The sequence below is a fragment of the Lamprocystis purpurea DSM 4197 genome (assembly GCF_000379525.1).
Classification (GTDB): Bacteria; Pseudomonadota; Gammaproteobacteria; order Chromatiales; family Chromatiaceae; genus Thiodictyon; species Thiodictyon purpureum.
The window spans coordinates 110,813-126,311 of the sequence record NZ_KB902364.1; the positions used below are offsets into that span (position 1 = coordinate 110,813).

Here is a 15,499-nt window from a genome sequence, read left to right on the forward strand (position 1 = left end):
GAAACCCGCCCCTACGTCCGGTCATCACGTCCGAAGGCGATAGAAGATGAGGAACTGATGCCCAGGAAAGCCTTAACTCACCCGCTCATCGTCGCCGGAGAGGGAACGCATCAATGTCGATTCTGGAGTTCTGCCAGCCCCGCGCGGATCTACTCGCCGGCACCCTCAACCCGGAAATCTTCACCGCCAACCTGATGCAGGTCATCGACCACTACCGTGGCGATCCCGATGTGGTGCAGAACATCTACACGGACCCGCTGGCTTTCTTCGGCGAGGGAACCTACCCCACGGAAGGCATGCGCCAGGTTCTACGCAACTGCTTCGGACGGCTCGGCGGGAAAGACGCGACCTATCCGGCGATTCAACGCATGGAGAGCGCCTTTGGGGGCGGCAAGACACACACCCTGATCGCCGCCACCCACCTGGCATTCCAGGGTACGGCGATTGCCGACGCGGCCCAGGGAGCGATCGACGCCGCCCTGCTGCCGGCCCCCGGTGAGGTCACCGTGGTCGGCATCGCCGGCGACCGGGTGGCCATCCATGAGACCCACGGCCCACGGCTGATCCCCTATACCCTGTGGGGCGAGATCGCCTTCCAGATCGGCGGCGAGGCCCTCTATCAGTCCATCGGCCCCGCGGCCAGCTCGTTCGGTTCCCCTGGGGACGCGTATTTCGACAGCGTCTTCAAGGGTCGCAAGGTCCTGATCATGCTTGACGAGCTGGCGGCCTACGCCGCCCGCATCGAGGCCGCCAGGCCGGGCGGGCGCTCCAGTGTGGCGACCTTCCTGATGTCGCTCTTCCAGTACGCCAAGGCGCATACCGGGCTCGCCGTGATCCTGACCCTGGCCAGTCAGCGTGACGCCTTTGCCCGCCAGACTGCGATGATCCTGGATCTCGTCTCCAAGGCCCGCGGCCAGGATGTCTCCAAGGAGGAAGCGCTCGGGATCGCCCGCGCGGCGGACGGTGAGGTCCGCAGCGTCGTCCAGCGCGACGCCACCGCCGTCGTCCCGGTCCGCGGCCAGGAAATCTCCCGCGTGCTGGCACGGCGCCTGTTCGTCCACATCGACCAGGAAGGTGCCGCCACCACGGCCGACGCCTACATGGACATGTACCGGCGCACCGCCTTGCTGCTACCCGAACAGGCCCGGCAGGAGACCTATCGGGAGCGCCTGACCGCACACTATCCCTTTCACCCAACCCTGATCGACTACCTGACCGACAAACTTGCCACCGTCGAGAGCTTCCAGGGAACCCGCGGCGTGCTGCGCGTCCTGGCGCTGACGGTCGCCAACCTTTGGCGCCGCCAAGTCCCAGCACCGATGATCCATACCTGCCACCTGGATCTACGCGACCCGCGCCTCTCCGACGAGCTGGTGAGCCGCACCGAGAGTGCGGAGCTGATGCCGATCATCAACGCCGACATCGGCGGCCCCGACAGCGGCGACCTCAAGGCGCAGCACAGCAACGCGGCGCTGGCCGACCGCGCCAACCCCCATCCGGAGGACTTCCCGCTTCACGAATACGCCTGGAAGACGGTTTTCCTGCACAGTCTCGCAGGGTTCGGTGACGGACTTGATTCAAACGTCTTCGGCATCGCCAAGCAGGACGCGCTGTTTGCTACCGCCTTTCCGGGCATGACCCCACCTCAAGTGGAAACGGCCCTGGATGCCCTGCGCTCCCAGGCGTACTACCTGCATTACTCGGACACCGAAGGCCGTTATTACGCGAGCACCGGCGTCTCCATCAACATCGTCCTGGCGGCGATCCGCCGGGCACTGCGCGGCACCAAGGGCGTCGATCAGCTTATCCACGAGACCTCGCGTAAGGTGGTGAAGCCCGGCACCCTCAATTTCGATGTCATCGCCGAGGTGGAGCTTCCAGAGCGCATCCCGGACAAGGGCACCAAGCCCACTCTGGCCTTGATTGCCCTGGACAGCCCGCCGGTGGATCCTGCGCAGTTCATCACCCAGGCGGGAGCCAACAAGCCCCGCGTGCACCAGAACCTGGTCTTTCTTCTGGTGCCGGACACGGTCGAGGTGGACGGCGAGTACCGCCCCGGCGATGACATGCTGGACAACGCAGCTACCCGCGCCCTGGACCTCCGCGAGCGCCTGAGCGGCATCGGCATCGACGTACTGGCGCGACGCACGCTCAAGAGCAACCCGGCCGGCTACGGCCTGTCGGAGGCGGTCTTGAGCGACGAGACCTTCAACCGCGACACCAAGGAGCGCGAGCAGGCCCTGCTGACCGTTGTCACCCAAGCGTACCGTAACCTCTGGTATCCAGGTCAGGGGGACACGGTCACGCGCCGCGAGATCAGTACGGCCGGCGGCGAAGGTGGGCGCTCGGTGATCGAGAGTATCCGCGAGGTTCTACTGGGCGAGGGTAAGCTTGTCACCGCCGAACTGGCCGCCACCAGCGCGACCGCCGGCGCTGCCGTCAAGCTGTTCTTCGCCGCGAACAAGGATTACCAGACACTTGAGGATCTGCGCAGTGCCTTTGCCTGCCGCCGTGACTGGCCCGTCCTGGAGGACAAGGGTGTCTTCGAGACGCTCATCCGTGCCGGCATCGGCCATGGCGCCTGGTGCCTCTTCCGCATGGGGTCGGCCGAGAAACCGGCCGATTTCTACGCCCGCGAGACGGGCCAGCTCCCGCTCCCGATCGACCTCGCCGAACCGGGCTGGTGCCTGGTCACCCCTCAGGGCGCCAAGCAGCGCAACTGGACTGCCGCGGACAAACCCGACGCCGCCCAGGTCCGCAAGTGGGTCCAGGAGGCCATCCAGCAGGCCCGCTATTGCTCGGTCACCGACGTGGCCGCCGCGGTTGCGCAGACCCACGGCGACATCTCAGTCCAGGACACGGGCAAAGCCATTGACGAGCTGGTCAAGGCCAACTACCTCTATGTCCATGCGCCGGACAAGGATCCTAGCCTCGACTCCACCGTCCTGCGTGGGGCTAACGAATGGGTGCTGGAGACCGTCAGCCCGGACTATAAGGTCGTCACCAAGACCGAGGCCGCCACCCGGGGCTGGGTCACCAAGAAAGTAGAGACCCTATCGCTTTCCGGCGATCCGGCACGCAAGAAGGTCCTGCCGCTGTTGAAACGACTCGCGGAGATCTACAAGACCGGCGGCACCTCCACCATCGATTACCTGGAAATCAGCAGCCTCAAGCTTCCCGGCGGGGGGCGGATCGCCCTGCAACTGCATCAACTCAAGCCCGAAGATGTGAAGGCCCTCGAGGAGCTGCTGGACCCGGCGTTGGCCCTGACCACCCAGGACACAGAGACCGAGGTCCAGATCGTTATCGAAGAGCCGCGGCCAGGCTGCAAGCTCGTCACCGAACTGATGGCCCCCTGATGGGCATCGCTCCCGCTCTGCCCATCCTACCCAAGCACCCGTGGCAATCGTGTAGGATGGGCTGAGCGAGAGCGAAGCCCATCTTCGACCAAACCGCACTCTATGGCCGCCAGAAAACCACCCTTCGATTTCGCCAAACACCTCGCGGAGCGGCTTGGCCCGCTCGGCGCCAAGGCGCCCTTCCTCCTGCGCATCACCGAGTGGCAGGGTGCCCCGGTTCCCGTACTGGTGGTCAAGGAGCGCCAGTACCGCGACCATGACGAGGCCGCACCGGGGCCGGACGGCCAGCGCTGCCGCGCCCGCCCCGTCCTGATCGAGCGCGGCAATCTCGCGGGCGATCCCCTGCACCGCTGCCTGCCGCTGCTGCGGCGCATCGTCGAAGGTGTCGCCGATCCGGTCGGCGTGCCCTTGGAACTGTCTCGCTACCTCACCAATGAGGGCCTGCGCTCCCGCGGCAACCTGCCCCTGGACGAAGAGGCCGGCGCCAAGCTCGCCCTGATCTTCCGTCTGCAAGACCGCATCAAAGACTTGGATCGGGTGGAACTGATCGCCCATCGCGTCCGCCAGTTCACCCGCGAAGAGGCCGCCTATTGGCTATCGCGGACCCTCAGCTTCGGGCCGATCGCCAACCGCTGGGCGCTCTCCGGGTTGCGGATCATGCTGGGCGGGCATGCCGACGACAAGGGTGTTCAAGAGATGCTGGAGCGACTGCGGTTGGCGGCATGAACGACGATCCTGCAAAGCCGACGGATTGACGGAACCGCGTACCGTTCTTTCCTAAGGGGGCGCGATGCCCATCAGCACGTTTTCACTCCAGCCAGGCAGCACACGAGCTAGGCGATTGTCATTAGTCCATAGCGCAGTACATCCATGACTGTGCGCCAAGGCGACATGCAACGCATCCGGCGTCTTGAGACCAGCTACGCGCCATTGCAGGGCGGCATCGACCACCCGATCATCGATTAGGATGATCTCGTGCGCATGCAGAAACGATTCATAGCGGGCCACCAACGCACGGTCACGGTCGCGTAGCGGTCTGGCGAGAACCTCAAGCCGGGTCAATGCCGATACGCTGAACAGCGCATCGACCTGCCCGGCAATGCGGGAGTGCAAGGGCAAAAAGAAGTCGGGATGCCGTTCGACCAGGTAGATGACGATGCAGGAATCCAGGTAGATTTTGTCCATCACATCAATCGCCCCAAGCGTTGCGGTTGGCGGCAATCTCGCGCTCCATAGTGGCCGGGTCGCCAGGGGGCGCCGCGGCAAAGTCGGGGCCATCCAGGATACGCAACAAAGCGACCCCTGCGCCGTGCTGCGGCAAGGTTGCATCGACCGGCGTGAGAATGGTCACGACGGCGCGCATGGTTCGTGGCAGCCTGAGAGGCTCAAGCAAGGTAACCCTGCCATCCGGGCTGATTTCGGCTTCGATTGCCTGCAACATAATAGCCTCCGTCGTTGAGCGCGGCGGGCGCCGGGTATCAGGGTGTCGGCGGTCGACATTGGGCCTGGGCGTTTCTGGCCTATATCAGTCGATCGATCGGCCGCGTAAACCGCCTCTGTCTGTCCACGCAGACTCGGCGGATCTGACAGGCCGTTAGGGCCTCGCGGCGACCAGGTCCGGTCATCTTGCGGGTAACCCGCACCAGGCTCAGTGTCTTCTACATGGAGCCGCAGCCTATGGGATACTGAGGCCGTTCGGCAAGGGCTTCGAGGACATCCGATGGACGACACCACAGACACCCGCCTGATCGAGGCCGGATTTCCCTGCCACCAGGTCGGGGCGGAGACGCAGCGGGAGCGCGGCTCCAGTAACGTCATGCCGCCCGTTTACTACCTGCACGTCTGGTGGGCGCGCCGGCCGCTGATCCCGAGCCGCGCCGCCATCCTCGCCTCCCTGCTGCCCGCATCTACCGATCCCGCGACCTTCGTTCGCCGCCTTGGTATCGAGTGCGTTCAGGCACTGGTCCATGGCGAGCCTTGGACCCTGACCGGCAAACTGCTGGAGCGCATCGAGTTGAGGGCCGGGCGCGAGGTGCTGCCGATCGATGATTTCGCTCTGGGGGCCTTGGCGGACGAACAGGCGCGCCGTCTGGCGAACCTTAAGATCATCGAGCAACTGCACGCCCAGCAGCCCGACCTGCGATCCGATCCCGTCATGATGCGATGGGGCGCGGAGTGCCAACCGTTGGCCGAGCTTCTGCCACTGATCGACGATGTACTGCCCATTCAAAGGAGCGCAGCGGACCCCGCCTGGGCGAATGAACGAATCGCATTCGAGAACGCGCACAAAATTCGCACCCCGGAGGACAAGTACCAATATCCCCGAGCCTACTCGCACCCGCCTGAATACGCGGCGACTGGTCTCACCGTCCTTGATCCCACGTCGGGCGGTGGATCGATCCCGTTCGAGGCGCTCCGCCTTGGGCATCGGGTTATTGCCAACGAGCTGAATCCGGTTGCGACCGCGATCCTCTATGCCACACTCGATTATCCCGCGCGTTACGGCCAGACCCTCTCCGACGGCATCGAGCGCTGGGGGCAAGCGATGCTCGCGGATATGCGTGGGCAGATCGCCGACCTGTTTCCCCCATCGCCGATCGCGGAACCGCATCTGTCGCGATTGAAAAGCCTCTTCGCCCGTATTCCAGCGGAAGGCGAACCGTTCTTGACCGAGGTCCTGGACGGATTTCTTTACACCCGCCAAGTCACCTGCCCGCACTGCGGCGGCGACGCGCCCTTACTCAATGCCTTCTGGCTATCCAAGGAATCAGGTGATCCCTGCGGCGTACGAGTCGTTCCGGAAGACGGCAAGGTCCGCTTCGAGACCTATCAGGTCAAGCACGGACGCGGCCCCAACGGCGAGGACCCGAACGCGGCAACCGTCAATCGCGGCACCGGCCAATGCGTTCATTGCCAACAGGCCATCGACGGCGAGGAGATCAAGCGTCAGGCGTGCGCGTCGGCCAAGCACCCAGCGCCGATGCCGGACCATCCGGACGGCTGGCAGGACCGGCTCTATGCCGTGGTCGCGGTGCGCGTGGAGCCGAAGCTCGACAGCAAAGGTCACCCCTTGCGCTACACCTCGGGCGCCCGCAAGGGCGAGATCAAGACCACCAAGGTCCGCTATTTCCGTCCGCCGAACCCGCTTGACCTGGCCGCCCTGACCGAGGCCCAGCGTCGCTTACAGGGCAACTGGGACGCCTGGGACGGCCCGGGTCTGATCCCGACAGAGAATATTGACCGCTGCTCCAACTACGACCGTGGGCACCGGATGTACGGCGAGGAACGCTGGTGCGACCTGTTCACCCCGCGTCAGTTGCTTGGACACCTGACCCTGACCGAGACCCTGAACCGGCTCAAACCCGAGATCCTGGCGGAGTTGGGGCCGGATCACGGCAAGGCGGTGATGACCTACCTGCAATTCGCCATCGACAAGGGGCTCGATTACAACAGCCGACATACGCGCTGGGAATATACGCGGGGCGTCATTAAAGGCACTTTTGGTCGCCATAATTACGCGATCCAATGGACCTTCGGTGAGATGATTTTTTCCGGTGTCAGCTCCGGCGCGGCTTGGGGCCTGGAGCAAGCCGCCAAGGCATACAGAGAACTGGCGGAACTGATGGCCCCGGTCTCTCAAGGCACCGGTGGGGCACCGCCCGTCACGATCATCAACGGTACGGCAGCCTATATGCCGCAGGTACAGGATGCCTCCGTCGACCTGGTCTGCATGGACCCGCCCTACTATGACAACGTGCTCTATGCCGAGTTGTCTGATTTCTTCTATGTCTGGCACCGCCGCACCCTGCGCGACATCCATCCCGGTGTCTTTAATCGGCGGCTGACTGACAAGAAGGCAGAGGCGGTCGCCAATTCAGCCCGCGACGGCGGAGCCAAGGGGGCCAAGGTCGAATACGAGCGACTGATGGGCGAGATCTTCCGCGAGTGTCGCCGCACCCTCAAGGACGAGGGCCTCTTCACCCTGATGTTCAACCACAAGTCCCAAGACGCTTGGGAAACCCTCACCCGCTCACTGATCGATGCCGGCTGGGTCATCACCGCCTGCTTCCCGGTGGAGTCCGAGGGCGAGAACTCCATGCACCAGAAGGACCTGGCCGCCGCCGCCAGTTCCATCTTCCTCTCCTGCCGCAAGCGCCAGGCTCAAGACACCGAGACCGCCATCTGGGAGAGCGCCTTCGGCCAAGTCGGCATCCGACACCAGATCGAGGTCGCCGTCCGCCAGGGTCTCACCGACTTCGCGCCGCTGCGCCTGAACCCGGTGGACGAGATGGTCGCGAGCTACGGCAAAGCGCTCCAGGTCCTCTCCGCCCACTGGCCGGTGCAGGACGGGGATGACCTGGTCAGCCCCGTCAAAGCCATGAACGAGGCGAGCCGCGTGGTCTCCCAGGGCCGGGTCAGTCAGATCACCAAGGGCAAAGTGCGGGTGGAGGATTTGGACAGCGAGACCGCCATGGCCCTGACCATCTTCGGCATCTGGGAGTTGGCCGAGATCGCCTATGGCGACATCCTGAACCTCTCGCGCTCCTTAGGCATCGCCTTGGACGGCAAACCCGGGGGCTACCGGGTCCAGGATCGGGAGATCGGCATCAACCAGGCCGTCGCTACCCGTGGCCGCGACAAAGGCGCGGAAGGCTACCAGGCGCCCCTGGTCCGCACCGGCTCCAAGCTCCGCCTGGCCCTGCCGGAGGAGCGCCACGCCGTCCGCCTGACCACCCCCCAGACCGACTGGGATCGCCTCCAGGGCCTGATCGCCGCCTACCGTGAGGGCGATATCCCGGTCGCTCGCGCCTATCTTCAGGAGCACGCTGCAGAAAGTGCCGAGCGCATCCTCGACCTTCTGGAAGTTTGGGCCGCCGAGGCGCGCAACCCGGACCTCAAGCGCCAGGCGCGTAACGCGCTCTTTGGGCTTCGGCGGGGTTGATGGGCATCGCTCCCGCTCTGCCCATCCTACAGAATGACGATACGACCCAGCGGTTGGAATCATGCCAACCGTTGTTTAGAGAGGCGCCGTGCCGCGCGCGCCTAACCCGACCTATTGGGATCGCGCGAATTTCGCGCAGCGGTGGAATCCTTGTCCAATTTCGAAGCGGCGTCGGAAAATTGAAGGCGATTAATCCGGGCGTATCGCCCTTCCGGTGAGGTTCGAGTCATGCACATCCGCCAGATTCATATAAAGAACATCAAGTCTATTCGCGAGCTGACCTGGGACATACCGGCGGACAAGGCCAAAGGCTGGCATGTGGTGCTTGGCGATAATGGGGCAGGCAAGTCGACCCTGTTGAAGTCGATCGCCGTTGCCTTGCTCGGGCCGCGTGAGTCCTACGGGTTACGACAGCCTTGGGATGCCTGGTTGCGTGATGGCTGCGACGTAGGCGAGATCGAGCTACAAATCGCCTGGAATCCAGATTTCGACGGCTTTGCTGGGAAGGGAACAATACCGGCCGCGGATACCCTTCTGCCTTTGGGCTTGAAGCTGGCGCGAGCGGACGACGACACGAAGACCCCTTCATTTGAGCCGCTGAAAAGCAAACCTGACCCAAACAGACACGTTTGGGGCAGCGAACGAGGCTGGTTCGCGGCTTCATACGGCCCGTTTCGGCGTTTAACCGGGGGCGTGGGGCGGGCGTTGATCATAAATCCGGCCACCGCGTGATCTGCGCGGTCGTCGGTCCGCACAGCGGACCCTACAGATCACGGTGTTACCGTAGGGTCCGCTGTGCGGACCGTCCGCGGCCGGCCGGAACGATGATCAAGGCCCGTGGGGCGCGTGGAGCAATCCACATCCGGGACCCTGCTTCGACTCAATCGACACTTGTCGCTGTATGGCGAAGGCATCGCACTGACGGAGGGGTTGGAGTGGCTGGTCGGGTTACGCGCTGAGGGGCTTTTTCAGGACGATGCTCACGTTCTGCTGGATCCGTTAAAACGATTCATCAACCAGGATGGCTTCTTGCCGTCGGGAGTACAACTAAAAGACATTACGCCGAAGCAGGTGGTTTTTTCGGATGCATCGGGGGTGTCGATTCCCGTGCAGGAGCTTAGCGATGGGTACCGCTCGATCCTGAGCATGACCTTTGAACTGATTCGACAACTCTCATTCGCGTTTGGACCGGGGCAGATCTTTGATTGGTATGACCCTGAAAAAGTATGGGCCGGCGGCGTCGTGCTCATCGACGAAGTCGACGCCCATCTGCATCCCACCTGGCAGAAGCGCATCGGATTCTGGCTCTGCGAACACTTCCCCAATATCCAGTTCATCGTCTCCACCCACAGCCCCCTGATCTGCCAGGCGGCGGAGCACGGTTCGATCCTGCTGCTGCCCCGCTCCGGGACCAATGAGGAGGCCCGATTGCTGGATGGTAATGAATTCAAGCGTGTGGTCTACGGTAACGTGCTGGACGCCTACGGCACCGACGCCTTCGGCGCGGAGGCGGCGAATACCCGGTCGCCGACAGCGCAGGGAATGCGTGCCGAGTTATTTGCTCAGGCGCCCGAGGCCCTGGCTTTCTGAGTCGGATCATCTCAGCATGACGAGCTCCGCCCAGCCGGAGTCGTTCAAGCAGCGTAGCTGGGAGCCCCGCTATCGCAGCACCACCAGCGACCTGCTCCAAGACTTCTATCTCCCCGTCCTGCGCTCCGCCGTGCGCTATGACCGGGTGGCGGGGTACTTCCGTTCGACCTCACTCGCCGCGGCGTCCCAAGGGTTCTCCGCCCTCGCCGGACACCAGGGGCGGGTGCGACTGGTGGCGGGTGCGGACTTGGACCCCAAGGATGCTCAGCTCATCCTCGACAATCAGGACGGCGGGCGGCTCGCCGAGACACTGCTGGCCGCCCTTGCCGATCCTCACGTCTGGCCGGAACCGGTCGAGAACGGCTTGAGTCTATTGGCCTGGATGCTGAAGGAGGGTTGTCTTACGATCCGCGTGGCGCTGCGCCGTCATCGCAAGACCGGCGTGGCCATCCCCTATGATTCGCGCGAGGACGGCTATGTCCACGAGAAATGGGCCGTCTTTGAGGACGCGGAGGGCAACCGACTAATCGCCGAGGGGTCCCTGAACGAGTCGCGCACGGCGCTGCTGATCAACGCCGAGAACATCGGCGTGCACTGCGATTGGTGGGGACCCCAAGAGGCGGCCAGGGCGAACCTCTACGCGGCGGATTTCGAGACGATCTGGGCCAACCAGGACCCGGGGCTCTATGTGGTGGACCTGCCTCAGGCGGTACGCGAGCGGCTGATCGAGATTGGCAGCGCCGTCGTGGAGCCTAAGGAGGTTGACGGGTCCAGCGAGCGTCCGGTGGAGGCGCCACGACCGACTGCGCGGGAGTGGCTGGAGTTCGCGATCCTGCGCGAGGCCCCGCGGATGCCCAACGGTCGCTTCGTCGGGATGGCCACGGCCCCGGTGGAGCCCTGGCCCCATCAGGCCATTGTGGCGCGGCGGTTGATTGCCTCCTACCCCTACAGCTTTCTGCTGTGCGACGAGGTGGGCTTGGGCAAGACGATCGAAGCGGGCCTGGCTCTGCGCTCGCTGATCCTGTCCGGGCTCGCGCGACGGGTGTTGATCGCACCGCCGGCAAGCCTGGCCCGGCAGTGGCAGAGTGAACTGGCAACCAAGTTCTTCCTGCGCTTCGGCCGGGCGCTCTCCGGCGCCCAGATTCGGCATGCCTATCTGCATCCGATCGAGGAACAGATTCTGGCTAAGTCGGTGTTTGCACCGAACTGTGTCATCGTCTCCACCGGGCTGGTCCGACGCAAAGACCGCCAGCGGGAGCTGGCGGCGCAGACCTGGGACATCGCCCTGGTTGACGAGGCCCACTACGCCAGGCGCAGCAACTCGACGGCCGGACTGGTGGTGCAACCCAAGTACGGGGACCTTTACCGGGCGGTCAGTCAGACCTTGCGAGCGCAGACCCGCGCCCTGTGGCTCGCCACGGCGACGCCGATGCAACTCGACCCGATCGAGGTCTATGACCTGTTTCGCCTGACCCGGCGGGTTGGTCCCTTCCAGGACGATCCGTCCCTGACCCAGGCGTATTACGAAATTCAGGGCCGCATCCAGCGGGGCGAGCGGGTCTCCGACGAAGAACTGAGCTTCCTGCGCCGGGTGCTTGGCTCGCTCCAACGGCATGATCCGGAGGTCGCCGGCTTTATCCGCCAGACAGTGCTGAGCCCGTCGAACCGGACCCAGTATGACAACTGGCTGACGCTGGGGGTCAAGCCGACGGGTGCGAGTCTCAAGCAACTGTTGCGCGCCATTTTTGCCTCGGCGCCCCTCTCAAGGGTGATGATGCGCCACAACCGCGCCCTGCTGCGGGTCTACCAGGAGCAGGGTCGGCTGACTGAAAATCTCGCGCATCGGCACATCCTGCCCATGCGGCGCATCCAATACACGACCCAGGAGCGGGCGGCTTACGAGGCCCTGCAATCCTATTCCCAGGAGTTGTCCCAGCAGATCGCCGCCGCCAACGACCAGCAGGCGCGGGTCTCGACCGGCTTCTATCTGAGCTTTCTGCAACGGCGGTTCGCCTCCAGTCTGCACGCCATCGGCGAGACCCTGCGGCGGCGTTGCGAGCGGGTCAAGTGGACTCTGGAACATTTGCTGGAGGGGCCGGGTGCCACCGCGACTGCCGCCGGCCCCGATCGGTCCCCTCTCGATGAGGACCCCGAGTGGGATCAAGATCAGGAGGAGGGCGATGCGGAGGTCATCGAGCGGTTGCTCAAGAACCGCAGCGAGGCGGATCTCCGCTGGGAGTTGGACAAACTCGCCGGGATGCTCGCAGGCAGCCTGTACGACGCCGCGCCGGCATCGTCCAAGACGCAGGCGCTGCTGGGCTACGTGGATCAGCGCCGGGACGGCGCGCGGCCCGGCCGGGTGCGTCAGACGGTGATCTTCACCCAGTTCTGGGACACCTTGGAGGATATCGTCCGGCGCCTACGGCAGGCCGATACCCGGCTGTCGGTCGGGACTTATTCCGGCCGCGGGGGACAATACACCCATCCCGAGACGGGCACGTTGGTTAGCACCGAGCGCGACGAGATCAAGCAGCGTTTCCTACGGGGGCAGATCGATATCTTGGTCTGCACGGATGCCGCGGCCGAGGGCCTCAATCTTCAGACGGCGGATTTCCTGGTCAATTTCGACTTGCCGTGGAACCCGGCCAAGGTCGAGCAGCGCATCGGCCGGATCGATCGCATCGGCCAACTGCGATGGCATTGACCCGGATCGTCGCCGAAATGAAGCGAGTGCTTTCATGAAACTACAGATCCTTTTTCTGAATCCGCAAGACCAACGCGTGCCGGGTCCTTGGCGTGTCGGCTGGGGCGGGACGCGAGCGACGGCAAGGCGCTCCATACGATGGGCTTCGGCGGGGTTGATGGGCATCGCTCTCGCTCTGCCCATCCTACTGGAGTCATCTCCGCGGTTCGCTCGACTCCGTGGCCCGCCGCTCGATCAAGGTGCGGGTCTCCTCCGTCAGTTCACCGGTCGCCGACAGACCGCCCTGGTCCTGGATCTGCCGTAACAGGATGCGGCAGGCTTCGCTTTGCAGATCCTGCGTTTTGTCGCAGGGATAGGCCCGCGCCCGCTGCGCCTGACGCTCCTGCTCCTGGACGACCTGCGCGGCCCGCTGCGCGGCGTCGGCCCGCTCGCGGGCCTTCAGGGCAGCCACTGCCGCCGTGAGCGCAGCCCGTGTCTCGGCGGTGACATCACCGCTCGCCTCCAGACCCGCCGCCTCCTGGAATGCGGCGATGGCGCGGCGCGCCGAGTCCCAGAACCCGTCGCGCGGCTGTCCGCTGTCGCGTCCGTCGGCCTGCTTCGGTACGACACGCCAGGACGCGCCTGGAACCCATGGGTCGTAACCCAGCCGCACGAGTTGGATCGCGATCTCACGACGGTCATCGGCGGTGAGAGCAAGCGGCGCGCCGGCGCGCTCCGGGTGCGACTCCGGCAACACCGCAGCCGGCATCTGCGCCTTCCCGGACGAAGCAGACGGGGCCTGCGCAGGAACCGCGGCGGCCGCCGTCTCCGGCGTCGGATACGTCAGTCCCGCCCCGACCAAGTCCGGCCCTTGGACTTCAGCAAGCCGCCGCCCGGATGTGTAGATCGGCACCGCCGCGACCACCCGGAACCCGGTGTCGCTGGTCTTGTTGAGTAACGGCACTTCACGGCGCAGGGTCACTGCCAACTCGGCCGGTTCGGAATAGAAACTGCCGCCGCGCACCACATAGCCGCCGATCTCGCCGGAGGCGCCATCGATCCGATACAGGTCGAGCATGATCTCCTCGACATTGCCCAGCATGTCGTGCAGCCCGAGCGGGTTGGCGCGCGGGCCGCCGATCGGCGCCGCGGCGCTTCCGCCGTCCCGCTTGCCGATCACACCAAGGGCCAGGCCCTTGGGCATGGGGTAGACGGACGCGGCAAAGTCGGCGGCGCTGACCGCCAGCCCGCCGCGGGCAGCGAAGGCCCATTCCTCCTCACCCGGCAACCGCACGGTGGCGGCAACGCCATCGACACGGGGCAGACAGGGACCGCGGCCGCCGCTGCAATCGGGCAGGCTGCCCTGCTGATCGGCCAGCCATTGGGAGAGATCGAGCCCAAAGCCCTCCGCATCGCGGCGGTTGACTTCGACCTGCGGCAGGGCGGACTGCGTATCCGGGCGGGGACACGGCGACCGCCTGGCCGCCGCGTTCACCGTCTGATATTGCAGCCGGGTCACCTCGTACTTGCCGATCAGCAGGTGGCCGAGGCCGGTCCGCTGGGGATCGAAGCGGCCCGCGACCCGATACAGCCGCTGCAAATCCGGAGGCAAGCCAGCCGCGTCCGCGGGCGGAGCGCCGGTCGCGACCGGGCGCAACACCATGGCCCCGCCGCAGGGCAGGGGCAGGATCACATCGTCCGGCAACGGATTGGGATTGTATTGCCCCGCCGGCCAAGCAATGACCGGAGCCGGCGCGGCCCGCGGGGGCGCCGACTGGAGCAGCAGACAGATCGCCGCCAACCCGAGACGCGGCCAGGGACCGGGCCCATCCGCTCGTCCGGTGATGGAGCACGCCCGGTCCGACTGCCGCCGGACCGCGCGGGGCACGGTAGGCAGACCGGTCCGGAGTATCTTGGAGGTCTCGTCGTCGGCCATGTCCCTGTCCGCGGCTGCGCGCGGCCTGGTCGCATCTGGAGTGTTGAATTATGCCACGGGCGAAGCACCCGCGAACGTCGAACAGCCGACGTGCGGCGCAATACGGTTGGCCGCCTGATCCGTGCGAGAACCGCTCACGACTGCCCGTGATCCGCAAGGGTAGAATGCCAGACACCTTAACGATGGCGGAGAACTCCTGATATGCATCACCAACCCGGTATGCGCCGTGCGGCCCTGGCCGCCTGCCTGTCACTGACGGGTATCCTGGGTGCGCAAGGGCAGGAGGCGCCAGCAAAGGCGGACCCGTCGGTGGTCATGACCGACACCGGTGCGGTGGCGGGGACCATCGGCGCCGGGGTACGGGAACATAAGGGTATCCCCTTCGCGGCGCCCCCGGTGGGCGAACTGCGCTGGGCGCCGCCGCGGCCGGCCGCACCCTGGTCCGGCGTACGCGACGCCACGCGCTATCGCGGCCTCTGCCCCCAGACGGCGCGTTATGGCATTCCCGAAGCGAGCGTCGACGAGGACTGCCTCTATCTCAATGTCACCCAGTTCCCAGGGTTTTCCAATACCATGAAACGCGACGGACCTGCGCTCACGCAGTCGCAGCAGGCGCTCGCCGCGCAGATGATGGCCTATTGGACCAGCTTTGCCCGGACCGGCACCCCGGTGGCCATTGGTGCCCCGCGATGGCTGCCCTTTGTCGGCTCCGACGCCGTATTGCGGCTAGCAGCCTGTCGGACTTAGCCCCTAGGATTAGGGTATGAGTCAACATAAAGGCTTTTTGTTNCTCCACAATCTAACGTAAGGTGATTTCCGCGAAAAATCCANCCCGTAGGAGCCCGCTTGCGGGCGACGGGTGGGGCACAATGACGCGATTCCGGCAGGTCACGTCGCCCGCAAGCGGGCTCCTACGGAGCTTGATTCTTGATAGCGTCTTATTCGGAAATCGCCTAAAGTCCGACAGGCTGCTAGAGCCCGATAAGACC

At 65.0% G+C, this 15,499-nt stretch carries 10 protein-coding genes; 7 read left to right on the plus strand and 3 right to left on the minus strand.

What is annotated here, in order from left to right; genetic code table 11:
* The first annotated feature begins 113 nt into the window (after window positions 1-113).
* Together A39O_RS0102830 and A39O_RS0102835 are read left to right on the plus strand one after the other, a co-directional pair.
* Window positions 114-3,359, plus strand: coding sequence for an ATP-binding protein (locus A39O_RS0102830; RefSeq protein ID WP_020503208.1), 3,246 nt, complete (start codon window positions 114-116; stop codon window positions 3,357-3,359).
* Between the two features lie 102 nt (window positions 3,360-3,461).
* A complete protein-coding gene (locus A39O_RS0102835; RefSeq protein ID WP_020503209.1) occupies window positions 3,462-4,085 on the plus strand; it encodes a DUF7680 family protein in 624 nt (207 codons plus the stop codon).
* 51 nt (window positions 4,086-4,136) lie between these two features.
* On the opposite strand, the gene A39O_RS31700 is transcribed toward A39O_RS0102835, so the two are convergent.
* Window positions 4,137-4,544, minus strand: a complete 408-nt coding sequence (locus A39O_RS31700) for a type II toxin-antitoxin system VapC family toxin (protein ID WP_020503210.1) — start codon at window positions 4,542-4,544, stop codon at window positions 4,137-4,139.
* Between the two features lie 4 nt (window positions 4,545-4,548).
* Complete coding sequence (locus A39O_RS40220) at window positions 4,549-4,800, minus strand: hypothetical protein (RefSeq protein WP_020503211.1); 252 nt, start codon at window positions 4,798-4,800, stop codon at window positions 4,549-4,551.
* Between the two features lie 279 nt (window positions 4,801-5,079).
* Here A39O_RS40220 and A39O_RS0102850 point away from each other — a divergent pair, with 279 nt between their 5' ends.
* From A39O_RS0102850 to A39O_RS31705, 4 genes are all read left to right on the plus strand, one after another.
* The gene (locus A39O_RS0102850) at window positions 5,080-8,301 is read left to right on the plus strand and encodes a DUF1156 domain-containing protein (RefSeq protein WP_020503212.1); all 3,222 of its coding nucleotides are present in this window, start codon (window positions 5,080-5,082) and stop codon (window positions 8,299-8,301) included.
* A gap of 228 nt (window positions 8,302-8,529) precedes the next feature.
* A complete protein-coding gene (locus tag A39O_RS0102855) occupies window positions 8,530-9,033 on the plus strand; it encodes an AAA family ATPase (RefSeq protein ID WP_020503213.1) in 504 nt (167 codons plus the stop codon).
* A 114-nt stretch (window positions 9,034-9,147) separates the two neighbouring features.
* On the plus strand, window positions 9,148-9,891 hold the full coding sequence (locus A39O_RS0102860) for an AAA family ATPase (protein WP_020503214.1): 744 nt from the start codon (window positions 9,148-9,150) through the stop codon (window positions 9,889-9,891).
* Between the two features lie 16 nt (window positions 9,892-9,907).
* On the plus strand, window positions 9,908-12,595 hold the full coding sequence (locus A39O_RS31705) for a helicase-related protein (RefSeq protein ID WP_020503215.1): 2,688 nt from the start codon (window positions 9,908-9,910) through the stop codon (window positions 12,593-12,595).
* A gap of 193 nt (window positions 12,596-12,788) precedes the next feature.
* Here A39O_RS31705 and A39O_RS36125 read toward each other — a convergent pair whose 3' ends face one another.
* Window positions 12,789-14,510 carry an SUMF1/EgtB/PvdO family nonheme iron enzyme gene (locus tag A39O_RS36125; protein ID WP_026199113.1) on the minus strand — a complete coding sequence of 574 codons (1,722 nt, stop codon included), beginning with the start codon at window positions 14,508-14,510 and terminating at the stop codon, window positions 12,789-12,791.
* Between the two features lie 201 nt (window positions 14,511-14,711).
* Between A39O_RS36125 and A39O_RS0102875 the strand changes: the two genes are divergently transcribed.
* Window positions 14,712-15,257, plus strand: a complete 546-nt coding sequence (locus A39O_RS0102875; RefSeq protein ID WP_026199114.1) for a carboxylesterase family protein — start codon at window positions 14,712-14,714, stop codon at window positions 15,255-15,257.
* The last annotated feature ends 242 nt before the right edge of the window (window positions 15,258-15,499 follow it).